Raw genomic sequence first — 12,507 nt, 5'->3', positions numbered from 1 at the left:
GTCACACCCGTTGCACAAAGCTGTCGACCACCTTCTTCTCGCCGGCCTTTTCGAAGGCGATGGTCAGCTTGTTGCCGTCGATCTTGACCACATGGCCGTAGCCGAATTTCTGGTGAAATACCCGGTCGTCCAGCGAAAAATCCGACGTTGTGCCGGTGGACTTCGCCACCAGCTCGCCCTCGATCACGACAGGGCCGCGCTTGGTGCGACTGAAGCTTTCGGAGGAAAAGGAGGATTGCCGCTCCTCGAAGCCGCTGCCGCTACGGCCCCCGCCGCCGCGGTTGCGGTTGGCCTGGGCGCGCTGCCAGCCCGGGGTCGAATAGCTCGAGCCGAATGATTCGAGGTTGTCGAAGCGCGAGGCGCCATAGCCGCCGCTGCCGCCCCAGCCCGATCCGCCCTTGGATTCGGTGATTTCGACATTGTGCGCCGGCAGCTCGTCGAGGAAGCGCGAGGGGATCGTGGTCGACCAGGTGCCATGGATGCGGCGGTTGGTGGCGAAATAGATCTTGGCGCGGCGGCGCGCCCGGGTCAGCCCGACATGGGCGAGGCGGCGCTCCTCCTCGAGCCCGGCGCGGCCCTGTTCGTCCAGCGTGCGCTGGCTCGGAAACAGGCCTTCCTCCCAGCCCGGCAGGAACACGTTGTCGAATTCCAAGCCCTTGGCCGAATGCAGCGTCATCAGCGACACCGCCTCGTCGCCGGCCTCGCCGTCGCGGTCCATCACCAGCGAGATATGTTCGAGAAATCCTTGCAGGTTCTCGAATTCCTCCATCGAACGCACCAGCTCCTTGAGGTTCTCCAGCCGGCCCGCGGCATCAGCCGAGCGGTCCTTCTGCCACATCTCGGTGTAGCCGCTCTCGTCGAGCACGATCTCGGCGAGCTCGGTGTGCGAGGTGACCTCGCGCTGGGCGCGCCAGCGGTCGAACTGCATGACGAGATCGCGCAAGGAGCTGCGCGCCTTCGGCTTCAGCTCGTCGGTCTCAACCACGGCGCGCGCCGCCTCGAACAGCGGAATGCGGCGCTTGCGGGCATGGTCGTGCAGCAGCTGCACGGTGGCGTCGCCGAGCCCCCGCTTGGGCACGTTGACGATGCGCTCGAAGGCGAGATCGTCGGCGGGTGAATTGATGGTGCGCAAGTAGGCCAGCGCATCGCGGATTTCGGCGCGCTCATAGAAGCGCGGCCCGCCGATCACGCGGTAGGGCAGGCCGAGCGTGACGAAGCGGTCCTCGAACTCGCGCATCTGGAACGAGGCGCGCACCAGGATGGCGACGTCGTTGAGGTTTTCGCCCGCGCGCTGCAGTTCCTCGAGCTCCTCGCCGATCGCGCGCGCTTCCTCTTCCGAATCCCAGGAGCCGGTGACGGTGACTTTCTCGCCGTCGACATCCTCGGTGCGCAGCGTCTTGCCGAGCCGGCCTTCATTATGCGCGATCAGATGCGAGGCCGCGGCCAGGATGTGGCCGGTGGAGCGGTAATTGCGCTCGAGGCGGATGACCTTGGCGCCGGGGAAATCGTGCTCGAAGCGCAGGATGTTGTCGACTTCGGCGCCGCGCCAGCCATAGATCGACTGGTCGTCGTCGCCGACGCAGCAGATGTTCTTGAGAACGGTCTGCTCCCTCTCCCCGTCCTTCACGGGGAGAGGGTTGGGGTGAGGGGCTCTATCCTCGAGCTCAGTCCGCGGAGAGTCCCCCTCACCCGGCGCGCCTTGCGCGCCGACCTCTCCCCGCAAGCGGGGCGAGGTAAGCTCGCCCGGGATCACCGCCGAGAGCGGCTGGCCCGGCCGCGACGGTGCCTGCGACAGCAGGCGCAGCCACAGATACTGCGCGACGTTGGTGTCCTGATATTCGTCGACCAGGATGAACTTGAAGCGGCTCTGGTACTGCCGCAGCACGTCTGGATTTTCGCGGAACAGCCTGATGTTCTCGAGCAGCAGGTCGCCGAAATCGGCCGCGTTGAGGATCTTTAACCGCTCCTGATAGGTCGCGTAGATCTTGCCGCCCTTGCCGTTGCCGAACGAGGCGGCTTCGCCCGCCGGCACCTGCGATGGCGACAGGCCGCGATTCTTCCAGCCATCGATCAGGCCGGCCAGCATCCGCGCCGGCCAGCGCTTGTCGTCGATGTTCTCGGCCTGCAGCAATTGCTTCAACAGCCGCACCTGGTCGTCGACGTCGAGCACCGTGAAGTTGGATTTCAGCTGCACCAGCTCGGCATGGATGCGCAGGATGCGGCCGCCGATCGAGTGGAAGGTGCCGAGCCACGGCATGCCCTCGACCGCCTGGCCGAGCATCTGCCCGAGCCGCAGCTTCATCTCGCGCGCCGCCTTGTTGGTGAAGGTCACCGACAGGATCTCGTGCGGCCGCGCGCGGCCCTGGCTCAGGATATGCGCGATGCGCGTGGTCAGCACGCGCGTCTTGCCGGTGCCGGCGCCGGCAAGCACCAGCACGGGGCCGTCGAGCGTCTCGACCGCCTCGCGCTGCTCCGGATTGAGGCCGCTCAGATATTGCGGGCCGGCCGCCGCCCGCGCACGCGCGGCGATCCCGCCAGCCGCCGGCTGGTGCTCGGGAACGCCGTGATGGGGCAATTTGCTCGGCTCGGTCATTGGCGAATCGTCTCGGCCCCACGATGGCACCGCAGGATGGTGAAGGGGAGCCTTCTTAACAGGGATTGAAGGCCATATAGGGCCTGATCGGCCGTTTTGACAGGTTTTATCGCGGCTGGCGGGAACGCTTTTGGCAGCAGCCCGCAGTCAATTGCGGTTCCGGAAATCGGCGAAAATTTCGCGGTTTCATGCTCAGGAACCAGCATTTCCCCGCCGGATTGTTTCAACAGGTGCGGCGCCGGGCAGAGGTTCGCGCCGAGCTACAACAGGGAAAACGAAGCGGAGTTTTGATCATGCTGAGCTGGGTCGTCACGTTCCTGGTCATCGCCCTGATCGCGGGCATTTTGGGCTTTGGCGGCATCGCCGGCGCCTCCGTCGAAATCGCCAAGGCGATCTTCTTCATCGCCGTCATCCTGTTTCTGGTGTCGGCGGTGGTCGGATTGGTACGCGGCCGCACAAGGGTCTAGCGAGGCCGCGAACCGGCGGCCGCTTCGCTTGAAAACGGCAAGTTATTTCGCCGAGGGCATCGCCACGTTGCGGCCGATGCCCTCGGGACGCGATACGCCCACATAGCTGTCCACGATCGCTTGCGCGCGGGCGCGGATATCGGGCGGAAACGGCGCTACCTTGCGCGCCTCCATGTCGATGTGCAGCGTGAGATTTTCCGAGGTCGCGGAGAGCCAGCCTTCGGTGGCATGGCGCAGCTCCTCGAACGTGTGCAGCCGCTTCTCGTCGGCGCCGAGCAGGTAGACCTGGACCTGCACGGGATCGCCGAGATGAATCTCCCGGAGATAGCGGACGTGGCACTCGGCGGTGAAGGTCGAGCAGTGCCGCGCCTTCATGTAGTCGGGCCCGATGCCGAGCTGCAGCCACATCTCGTCGATGGCGCGGTCGAACATCACGGTGTAGTAGGCCATGTTGAGATGGCCGTTGTAGTCGATCCATTGCGGCTCGATCTGCATCACCGAGGATCTGAACGGGGCCGATGGAAGCGGCATCTCGCTGGTGGCAGTCGCTGAAGTCATGATCCGTCCCCGGTTCGTTGGCGTTCGAGCATGAGCTTTTCTGTGACTCCGGCGTCCACTTTTTCAAGTCAGGCTCTCTTGACCCCTTATACAAGCTTTGCCACGGTCGGCTAAAGGTGGGAGGAAATTTGACGTGGCGACAACGATTTCGGGCAATGTGACGCGACCTGATCCGCAGGCCCTGAAGCGCGCGATCGACGCGCTGGCGGCGCGGTTCGGCAACCGGCTCGTCACGTCGCAGGCGGTGCGCGAGCAGCACGCCCATACCACACACATGGCTGCCGACCCAGCCGCCGGACGCCGTCGTGATGGCGCAGGAAACCGCTGACATCCAGGACGTGGTGCGGATTTGCGCCGCCAATCGCGTGCCGGTCATCGCCTTCGGCACCGGAACCTCGCTCGAGGGGCAGGTCAATGCGCCCGCGGGCGGCATCTGCATCGATCTGCGCGACATGAACAAGGTGCTCGAGGTGCATGCCGAGGACCTCGACTGCGTAATCCAGCCCGGCGTGACGCGGAAGGCGCTCAACGAGCATCTGCGCGACCAGGGCCTGTTCTTTCCAATCGATCCCGGCGCCGATGCCTCGCTCGGCGGCATGACCTCGACCCGTGCCTCTGGCACCAACGCGGTGCGCTACGGCACCATGCGCGAGAACGTGCTGGCGCTGAAGGTGGTGCGCGGCGACGGCGAGATCATCACGACAGGCACGCGCGCCAAGAAGTCGTCGGCCGGTTACGACCTGACGCATCTGTTCGTCGGCGCCGAGGGCACGCTCGGGATCATCTCCGAACTGACCATCCGCCTGCGCGGCATTCCCGACACCATCGCGGCGGCGGCCTGTTCGTTCGACACGGTGCGTGGCGCCTGCCAGGCCACGATCCTTGCGATCCAGACCGGCATTCCGGTCGCCCGGATCGAGCTGCTCAATGCCGCGCAGGTGAAAGCCTGCAACAGCTACTCAAAGCTGTCGCTGCCGGAGACGCCGCTGCTGCTGCTGGAATTCCACGGCAGCGAGGTCGAGGTTGCCGAGCAGTCGAAGAATTTCCGCGACATCGCCGCCGAATGCGGCGGCGGCGACTTCACCTGGACCACCAAGCCGGAAGACCGCACCAAGCTGTGGCAGGCCCGGCACGATGCCTACTGGTCCGTCAAGGCGCTGCGCCCCGGCGACAGCATCGGCGTTGTCGCCACCGACGTCTGCGTGCCGATCTCGCGGCTTGCCGACTGCGTCACCGAGACCGAGGAGGATCTGCAGCGGCTCAACCTGCTGTCGCCGATCGTCGGCCATGTCGGCGACGGCAACTTCCACTGCTCGCTGCTCTGCGACGTCAACGACAACGGCGAGATGGCGCGCGGCGAGGAGTTCATGCACCGCCTGGTCGAGCGCGCCCAGGCCATGGGCGGCACCTGCACCGGCGAGCACGGCATCGGGCAGGGCAAGCAGAAGTACTTGCAGGCCGAACTCGGGCCGGAGGCGCTCGACGCGATGCGGGCGCTGAAGCAGGCCCTCGACCCGCAAAACATCTTCAATCCCGGAAAGATCGTCCCGGCCGCTTGAGGCGTCGTCACGCCGCGCAGCGTTCGCGAGCCCGCGCGCGGCGCGTGTCACGCGCGGAACTTTTCTGCCCGCCCGGCGTCTCTCTTGTGTTGCCGCGATATGTGCGGTGCGCGGAGGGAACGCCGTGATCGGACGGGCAATCGGAATTGCGGTCGTGGTGCTTGCGATGGCGCTGTCGGGCGATGCGATCGCCCGAGGCGGCGGCGGGCACGGTGGCGGCCATGGCGGAGGACATGGTGGCGGCCACGGGCATGGTGGTGGCCATGGCCACGGTGGTGGCCATGGACGCGGCGGGCATGGCTTCGGCCACATGCATTTCGGCGGCGGCCATCATGGCGGGTTCGGCCGCTCGCACGCGATCTCGCGATCAGGCTTCGCCGGCCATGGCGCCTTCGCATCGCGCGGGGGTGGCAATTTCGGCCGGATGCGCAATGCCGCAATCGCACCAGGCCATATGCGCAATGCGTTCAGCTCGCTGTCGCGCAACGGCGCATTGCGCAACGGCCGGCTGTTGAGCAACCCGGCGGCGCGTGCGCAGATCGCCGCGGCCGCGGCGCTCGCCGGCTGGCACGGCGGGACTGTCGCCAACGGCTGGTGGCAGCATCCCGGCGGCGGCTATGGCTGGGTCGGCCCGCTGTTCTGGCCGTTCGCGTACAACGACATCTACGACTACGCGATCTGGGGCGACGACATCGGATTCTGGGGCTACGGCTATCCGGACATCTATGCCGGCATCTTCGGGCCCTATGGGTATGACGATCTCCGGGCCTATCTGCCGGAGCGCCGCACGGGCCGCCGTTACCGCGGCGGCGGGCGCATCGAGCAGATGTGCGGCAATGATAGCCGTTCGGTCGCCGGCCTGCCGGTAGATCAGATCGCGGATACGGTGCAGCCGACCGAAGCGCAATCGGTGGCGCTCGGCGAACTCGGCAACTCGTCGCTCGCGGCTGCCCAGGTCATTCGCGCGGCATGTCCCGCGCAGGTGGTGTTGACGGCGCCGAATCGGCTCGCCGCCATGCAGCAACGGATCGAAGCGATGGTCACCGCGGTCGGAATCGTGAAGCCTCCGCTGGAGAAATTCTACGGCCTGCTCGATGACGAGCAGAAAGCGCGGCTCAACGCGCTTGCCGAGAACCAGCGCAAGGAAGCCGCGGCCCGTGATCCGAGCGCGACGGTCGCCCAGAGCTGCGGCGCCGCACAGCCGGCGATGCAGGAATGGCCGACCGGCGAGATCGAGGCGCGGCTGCAGCTCAGCGACGCCCAGCGCGGTGCGCTCCAGGCGCTGCAGGATGCCAGCGCCGACGCCGCGCGGAAGCTGAAGGCCGCGTGCCAGACCAATGAGGCGATGACCCCGCCCGCACGTCTTGCCTTCGTCGCCAAGCGGCTCGACGTCATGCTGCAGGCGGTCAAGGATGTCCGCGCCGCGCTCGAAAATTTCTACGCCACGCTCAGCGATGAGCAAAAGGCGCAGTTCGAGGCGATCGGGCCGAAACGATCGGCTTAGAGCCTCGGCGGTTCGCGTGAAAACGCGGCGAGCGAAATCCCCGCAGCCTCGGCCCTGACGCAATCAGAACCGAAACGGGCTTTATTCCATGAGTTCGACATCAATTCGCGCGCGGATCGGCCGCGGGTGTGGCCGCCGCGCCATAGTGTGCACCTCTTGCTCGGCACCGAGTCGACTCTGCGGTTCACAGGTTGCGCCAAGGCCAGCTATGTTTGCCGTGCTTTCAAGGTGCGGCGATGTGGTGGTTCAGCAAGGACGAGCACAAGGATATCTGGGACGATCCCGTCGCGCACCCGCTCGGCGACATCGAAGCTGCGCAGCGGATCCGTGCGATCTGCCGCGATGCCGCCGGCTGTGCCGAGGCGGTCGGCTCGCCCGACAAGCGTTCAGCGAAGAAGCAGCAGATCGAGCGTGATCGCTACGAGCGTGCCGCCAAGGTCGCGATGGAGACCGCGATGAGGATCTCCGACGAGCTGGTGCGAGATTCCGCGGTGCGCGAGATCGTCAGTCTCTGCATGAGGGCCAACAACATCAAGACGGGGCGGGCGCTGCTGCGCGCCATCCACGCGGGCTCGATCAAGGCGGAGGTCCTGAGGGAGCATCCGACGCTCGAGGGCGAGCAGGCCTGAAGTCGTCCGGTAGCCCGGATGGAGCGTAAGCGAAATCCGGGACGGTTCATCAATGCGCGAGAAATCCCGGATCGCGCTTCGCTTCATCCAGGCTACGCAGCTGAGTCGCCCTAAATTTGTAGCTCCGTCATTGCGAGGAGCGATAGCGACGGAGCAATCCATGCTTCCGCATATGCCACACGATGGATTGCTTCGCTTTGCTCGCAATGACGGAGGATCGTGCGTAGCCCGCATGAGCGAAGCGATATGCGGGAACGGTTTCCCGGGTATCGCTTCGCTCATGCGGGCTACGGACTGATCTCACCAACCTCTACGCCTGTCCGCCGAGCGTGCGGACCGCTTCGTCGACGCTGCGGAAGACGTGGTCCCGCGGCAACACCTCGTAGAGACCGAAGCGCCCGAAGGCGTCCTGCGCGCGCTCGGATTCGAGCCGCGCCACCGCCACCGTCACGCCCTCATCGCGGCATTCGCGAAATAGGTCGCGCAGCGCTTGCGCCGCCGTGAAATCGATCTCGATCATGCCGCTGGCCTCGATCACCAGCAGCCGCGGCTTGGGCGTCGCCCCGCCGATGGCCTGGAGCACGCCGCTGTGGAAGCTTTCCGCGTTGAGGAACGACAGCGGCGCCTGCAGGCCGACGACGGCAATGCCGGGCGTGCGCTCGCCTGTGACGTGCGGGCCCGTCGGCCACCAGATCGTGGTGCCGGGCACATGGACGAATTCCACCAGCTGGCCGCGCGTCGTGGTCCAGATGCCATGCAGCAGCGACAAAGCGATGCCGACGGCGACGCCTTGCTCGATCGGCAGCACGATGATCGCGGCCGCCGTCGCCACCACCAGCAGGAATTCATAGAACGACTGGCGGAAGATCGCGACGATCTGCTTCACGCGGATGATGCGCAGCGCCACGAACAGCAGCACGCCGCCGAGTGCCGCGTCGGGCACGTGCCGCAGCAGCGTTGCGCCGAAGGCGAGCAGCGCGAGCACGATGGCCGCGGCAAACAGCCCCGAGAGCTGCGTGCGTCCGCCGGTCTCCGACACGATGCCGGTCCGCGGCGGGCTGGCGTTGACCGGAAAGGCGCCGAACAGCCCGGACAGCAGGCTGCCGGCACCGGCGCCGAGGAAGTCGCGATCGACGTCGGCCGGCTTGTCCGGATCGGACAGGAACGAGCGCGTCGTCGCCGCGGTCTGCACCATGACGACAACCGCGATCAGGATCGCCAGCGACAACAGTTTGATCCATCGCTCCGGCGCGATGTCCGGAAACGATGGCGTCGGCAGCGTCCCGGGCACGGTGCCGACCGCCTTGACGCCCTTGCTTTCGAGATGGCCAGCGATCACGGCGACGGTGGCCACGACAAGGCCGATCAGCGCGCCCGGAATGCGTGCGCTGATCTTCTCCGATCCGGCGACCAGCGCCAGCACGCCGAGGCCGATCGCCAGCGTGTAGAAATTGGTTTGACCGATCTCCTCGGTGAGCACCCCGAGCTTGTAGAGCGTCGGCCCGTCCGGCGTGGTCAGGCCGAGCACGCCGGGTAATTGCGAGACCAGGATGTGGACCGAGATGCCGGCGAGGAAGCCGACCGTCACCGGGGTCGACAGTAAATTGGCGATCCAGCCGAGCTTGAACAGGCTGCCGGCGATCATGATCGCGCCGACCATCAGCGCCAGCGCCATCGCGAATGCCTGATAGTCCGGCGAGCCGGCGGTCGCCATCAACGCGAGTCCGCCTGCGAAGATCGGCGTGATCGTGGAGTCGGCGCCGCATGACAGGAAGCGATTGGCGCCGAACATCGCAAAGCCGAGCGAGCCGGCCATGAAGGCGAAGAAGCCGATCTGCGGCGAGAAGCCGCCGAGCCGGGCGGTCGCCATCTGCTCGGGAATAGCGATCGCAGCGAGCGTCAGCCCGGCGATCAAGTCACCCGGCAGGTCGCTCGGCCGGAACGCCCTGAGCGAACGGAAGACCGGCCAGTTGGCGCGCGTCTGACGATCCTGGCCCATCGGTGCCCCGTGAGGATTGCGGCGATTCCCCGATAGTCCGACATCGCGCGGCCAAAAGCCAGCCGACGGCAGCCTGCGCTGGCGTGAAGGCCTAGCCGATATTTTGCAGCGCCGGGAAGGTTTCCAGCAGCCAGACGCTGACGCTCGAGACTGCGCCGGTCAGGAAGCCGATGCCGGTGACCACCATCAGCACGCCCATCACCCGCTCGACGGTGTCGAGATGGCGCTTCATCCGCGCGAACAGCGAGGAGAACTGCTTGACCATGAAGGCCGCAAGCAGGAACGGGATGCCGAGCCCGGCGGAATAGACCGCGAGCAGGCCGGCGCCCTTCGTCACCGTGGCCTCCGCGGCCGCGATCGAGAGGATCGCGGCGAGGATCGGCCCGATGCATGGCGTCCAGCCGAAGGCGAAGGCAAGGCCCATGACGTAGGCGCCCCACAGCCCGACCGGCTTCGGCGCGGTCAGCCGCCCCTCGCGCATCAGCAGGCGGATCCGGGTCACGCCGAGGAAGTGCAGGCCCATGATGATGATGACGATGCCCGCCAGGATCGAGAGCTCGGCCGACCAGGCGCGCACCAGCCCGCCGACAAAGGAGGCGCTGGCGCCGAGCGCGACGAACACGGTGGAGAAGCCGAGCACGAACATCAGCGCCGCCGTCATCACCGCGCGCTTGGAAGCCGCGGTGGCGCCGTCCTGGTTGACCTGCTCGATGGTCGCGCCGGTCAAATAGATCAGATAGGGCGGCACCAGCGGCAGCACGCAGGGCGAGAGGAAGCTGACCAGACCGGCGATCAGGGCCGCCGGGATCGAGACGTCGTGCATCAATGAAACCTTCGCAGAATAGCGCTCCTGTCTTGGCGTCTATGCGGCCAACAATCCAGAAGTTTCGTCGTCGCAGCCTTCAACTATGGTCACAGGCCCGTGTGCGGGTCGACTCTCGTGGCAGGCGCGGAATGACGGTGAGGCGAGCACGCCGCGCGGCTCCCGCTCTCGCAAGGGGGAGGGAACCCTTCCGGCGGTGCCTCGCTCCCGCGCCAATCACTGATGCGGATTTTTGACCTGCAAGCGGCACCACACATTCGCTGTCGTCCCGGCCTAATGCGCAATTGCACACGGGGGTCGGGACCCATAACCACCGCTGAGCTAGGTTGCGCGACGCTGGAACGACGAGTCCCACCGACAACATCGGCCGCGGCGTATGGGTCCCTGCTTTCGCCAGGACGACCATGTGGAAGCGCATCACGACCGCAGTCACCAACATCATCGGCGCTTGGCTGGACGTGGCGTCTCGAACTCCCTGCCGCGAATGCGTACCAGGTCGTCGGCGGAATTCGTCAGCAGCACAACCGTGGCTGCGCGTGCCGTCTCCGCATCTCCGGCGGCGATCGCGTCCAGCACCGCGCGGTGCTCGCGCAGCGCCCGCGGACGGTGCGAGCCCGGCGCTGCGATCGTAAAACTCCGGCGCAGCGTGATCTCGAACATCTGCGCGATCGGCCAGAAGAATTCGTTGCGGGTGGCGAAATAGATCGCCTGGTGGAACGCGATGTCGGCGGCGACGAACTCCTCGTTGGTCTTCGCCGCGTCCATGCCGTCGCATCCGGCGCGGATGCGGGCGACGTCGACCTCCTCGGCATGGGTCGCCGCGAGCGCTGCCGCGGCCGGCTCGACCGCGGCGCGCAGCTGGAACAGCTTGGCGAGGTAACGGTCGATCTCCGCGGTCTCGAGGTGCCAGCGCAGCACGTCGGGATCGAGCTGATTCCACTGCTCGGGCGGCCGAACCCGCGTGCCGCTCTTGGGCCGCGACTCGATCAGGCCCTTGCCGGTCAAGGTGCGGATCGCCTCGCGCACCACGGTGCGGCTGACGTCCATCATCTCGCAGATCCGGATTTCCGGCGGCAGCGTTTCGCCGACGCCGATCTCGCCGCGCACGATGCTGCTGCCGACGCGGTCGGTGACCTGACTGTGCACGCTCCGACGCAACGCGTTGGATGTCTGGAACATCGAGGGCCTCGCTGCGGTTGCAGCCTGCGCCGCCGCCGAGCCGCGCCCTTGCACAACCGTATCCGTTTTGTCATACATTATGACAAATCGGCTGCCAAGCTCACGCCGTCAGGCGGGTGGCCAACACAATAAAGATCCGTCCCCGGGAGGAGCACCATCATGACGTCGAACCGCGTGAGCCGTCGCATTGTGCTGCAGTCGTCGGTCGCAGCGACCGCGTGGCTTGCCGCCGCGCCCGCCATCATCGGCCGCGCCGAGGCTGCGGTGATGAAAATGCGATGCTCGTCGTCGCTTCCGAACGATCCCAAATACGCCAATGGCCGCGTCTACTACGACAATCTGGTCAAGAGTCTGAAGGCGAACGGACTCGGCGAGCAGATCGAGGTCACCTTCTTCCCCGACAACCAGCTCGGCCAGGAGATCGACGTCATCAACTCGGTGAAGCTAGGGGTGATCGACCTGATGGTGTCCGGCTCGTCGATCTCGGCGAATCTCGTGCCGCTGGTCGGCACCTTCGACCTCGGTTACCTCTTCACCAGCTTCCAGCAGCAGACCAAGGCGTTCGACGCCGGCGCGGCGAAGCCGATCGAGGCTGCGCTGCTCAAGGGCGCCAGCATTCACATCATCGGCTGGGCCTATAATTTCGGTGCGCGCAGCGTGCTGGCGAAGAAGCCGGTGAAGACGCCGGAGGATCTTGCCGGCCTGAAAATCCGCACCTTGCCCAATCCGATCATCACCGAATGCCTGCGGCTGATGGGTGCCGCCGCGACGCCGCTGGCGTTCGGCGAGATCTATACGGCGCTGCAGGCCGGCGTGCTCGACGGCCTCGAACACGATCCGCCGACCATCCTGGCGAGCAAGTTCTACGAGACCGCGAAGCACTATGCGCTGACCCAGCACATCTTCTCGCCGCTCGCGGTCTATTTCAGCGACACCAGCTTCAACCGCATGGCTCCCAAGCTGCGCGAAGGCTTCCTCGACGCGGCGAACAAGGCCGCGATCGACACCCGCGCGCACGGCCTTGCGGTGGAGAAGGAGGCGCTGGCGGCGCTGGTGGAGAAGGGCGTCACCGTCGTCGAATGCGACAAGGAGGCGTTCCGCAAGCGCGTGCTGCCGCAGACCGACAATTTCATCAAGGCGCGGCCCGAGGCAAAGGCCGTCGTCGACCTGATCCGCGCCACCCAGGCCTGAGGTCG

General features: G+C 66.3%; 9 protein-coding genes and 1 pseudogene. 5 read left to right on the top strand and 5 right to left on the bottom strand.

The window, feature by feature from the left end:
- Position 1 precedes the first annotated feature (1 nt).
- Complete coding sequence (locus tag ACVI1L_RS01140; protein WP_456782073.1) at positions 2-2,593, bottom strand: ATP-dependent helicase; 2,592 nt, start codon at positions 2,591-2,593, stop codon at positions 2-4.
- 293 nt (positions 2,594-2,886) lie between these two features.
- On the opposite strand from ACVI1L_RS01140, the gene ACVI1L_RS01135 reads away from it, so the two are divergent.
- Positions 2,887-3,060, top strand: a complete 174-nt coding sequence (locus ACVI1L_RS01135; RefSeq protein WP_016846258.1) for a DUF1328 domain-containing protein — start codon at positions 2,887-2,889, stop codon at positions 3,058-3,060.
- Positions 3,061-3,102: 42 nt separating this feature from the next.
- Here the strand turns inward: ACVI1L_RS01135 and ACVI1L_RS01130 are convergent, their stop codons facing one another.
- The gene (locus tag ACVI1L_RS01130; protein ID WP_456785496.1) at positions 3,103-3,591 is read right to left on the bottom strand and encodes a thioesterase family protein; all 489 of its coding nucleotides are present in this window, start codon (positions 3,589-3,591) and stop codon (positions 3,103-3,105) included.
- Positions 3,592-3,751: 160 nt separating this feature from the next.
- On the opposite strand from ACVI1L_RS01130, the pseudogene ACVI1L_RS01125 reads away from it, so the two are divergent.
- From ACVI1L_RS01125 to ACVI1L_RS01115, 3 genes and pseudogenes are all read left to right on the top strand, one after another.
- Positions 3,752-5,177 (top strand): annotated as a pseudogene (locus tag ACVI1L_RS01125) (FAD-binding oxidoreductase).
- A gap of 124 nt (positions 5,178-5,301) precedes the next feature.
- Positions 5,302-6,681, top strand: a complete 1,380-nt coding sequence (locus ACVI1L_RS01120) for a Spy/CpxP family protein refolding chaperone (RefSeq protein WP_456782072.1) — start codon at positions 5,302-5,304, stop codon at positions 6,679-6,681.
- A gap of 236 nt (positions 6,682-6,917) precedes the next feature.
- Positions 6,918-7,310, top strand: coding sequence for a hypothetical protein (locus ACVI1L_RS01115; RefSeq protein ID WP_456782071.1), 393 nt, complete (start codon positions 6,918-6,920; stop codon positions 7,308-7,310).
- A 310-nt stretch (positions 7,311-7,620) separates the two neighbouring features.
- Here ACVI1L_RS01115 and ACVI1L_RS01110 read toward each other — a convergent pair whose 3' ends face one another.
- The 3 genes from ACVI1L_RS01110 to ACVI1L_RS01100 all read right to left on the bottom strand — a co-directional run bounded on the left by ACVI1L_RS01110 (position 7,621) and on the right by ACVI1L_RS01100 (position 11,311).
- Entirely contained in the window at positions 7,621-9,309 is a 1,689-nt protein-coding gene (locus ACVI1L_RS01110) for a SulP family inorganic anion transporter (RefSeq protein ID WP_456782070.1), read from the bottom strand.
- A gap of 91 nt (positions 9,310-9,400) precedes the next feature.
- Entirely contained in the window at positions 9,401-10,132 is a 732-nt protein-coding gene (locus tag ACVI1L_RS01105) for a cytochrome c biogenesis CcdA family protein (RefSeq protein WP_456782069.1), read from the bottom strand.
- 438 nt (positions 10,133-10,570) lie between these two features.
- A complete protein-coding gene (locus ACVI1L_RS01100; RefSeq protein WP_233475729.1) occupies positions 10,571-11,311 on the bottom strand; it encodes a FadR/GntR family transcriptional regulator in 741 nt (246 codons plus the stop codon).
- A 159-nt stretch (positions 11,312-11,470) separates the two neighbouring features.
- Here ACVI1L_RS01100 and ACVI1L_RS01095 point away from each other — a divergent pair, with 159 nt between their 5' ends.
- Complete coding sequence (locus tag ACVI1L_RS01095; RefSeq protein ID WP_168858425.1) at positions 11,471-12,502, top strand: TRAP transporter substrate-binding protein; 1,032 nt, start codon at positions 11,471-11,473, stop codon at positions 12,500-12,502.
- The last annotated feature ends 5 nt before the right edge of the window (positions 12,503-12,507 follow it).

The sequence above is a fragment of the Bradyrhizobium sp. USDA 4516 genome (assembly GCF_054055915.1).
This window is presented reverse-complemented; position numbering and strand designations above follow the sequence as displayed.

Bases quoted from the DNA above. Each gene is read 5' to 3' on its own strand.
- ACVI1L_RS01140 (WP_456782073.1), bottom strand. From the start codon at position 2,593: ATGACCGAGCCGAGCAAATTGCCCCATCACGGCGTTCCCGAGCACCAG.
- ACVI1L_RS01135 (WP_016846258.1), top strand. From the start codon at position 2,887: ATGCTGAGCTGGGTCGTCACGTTCCTGGTCATCGCCCTGATCGCGGGC.
- ACVI1L_RS01130 (WP_456785496.1), bottom strand. From the start codon at position 3,591: ATGCCGCTTCCATCGGCCCCGTTCAGATCCTCGGTGATGCAGATCGAG.
- ACVI1L_RS01115 (WP_456782071.1), top strand. From the start codon at position 6,918: ATGTGGTGGTTCAGCAAGGACGAGCACAAGGATATCTGGGACGATCCC.
- ACVI1L_RS01110 (WP_456782070.1), bottom strand. From the start codon at position 9,309: ATGGGCCAGGATCGTCAGACGCGCGCCAACTGGCCGGTCTTCCGTTCG.
- ACVI1L_RS01105 (WP_456782069.1), bottom strand. From the start codon at position 10,132: ATGCACGACGTCTCGATCCCGGCGGCCCTGATCGCCGGTCTGGTCAGC.
- ACVI1L_RS01100 (WP_233475729.1), bottom strand. From the start codon at position 11,311: ATGTTCCAGACATCCAACGCGTTGCGTCGGAGCGTGCACAGTCAGGTC.
- ACVI1L_RS01095 (WP_168858425.1), top strand. From the start codon at position 11,471: ATGACGTCGAACCGCGTGAGCCGTCGCATTGTGCTGCAGTCGTCGGTC.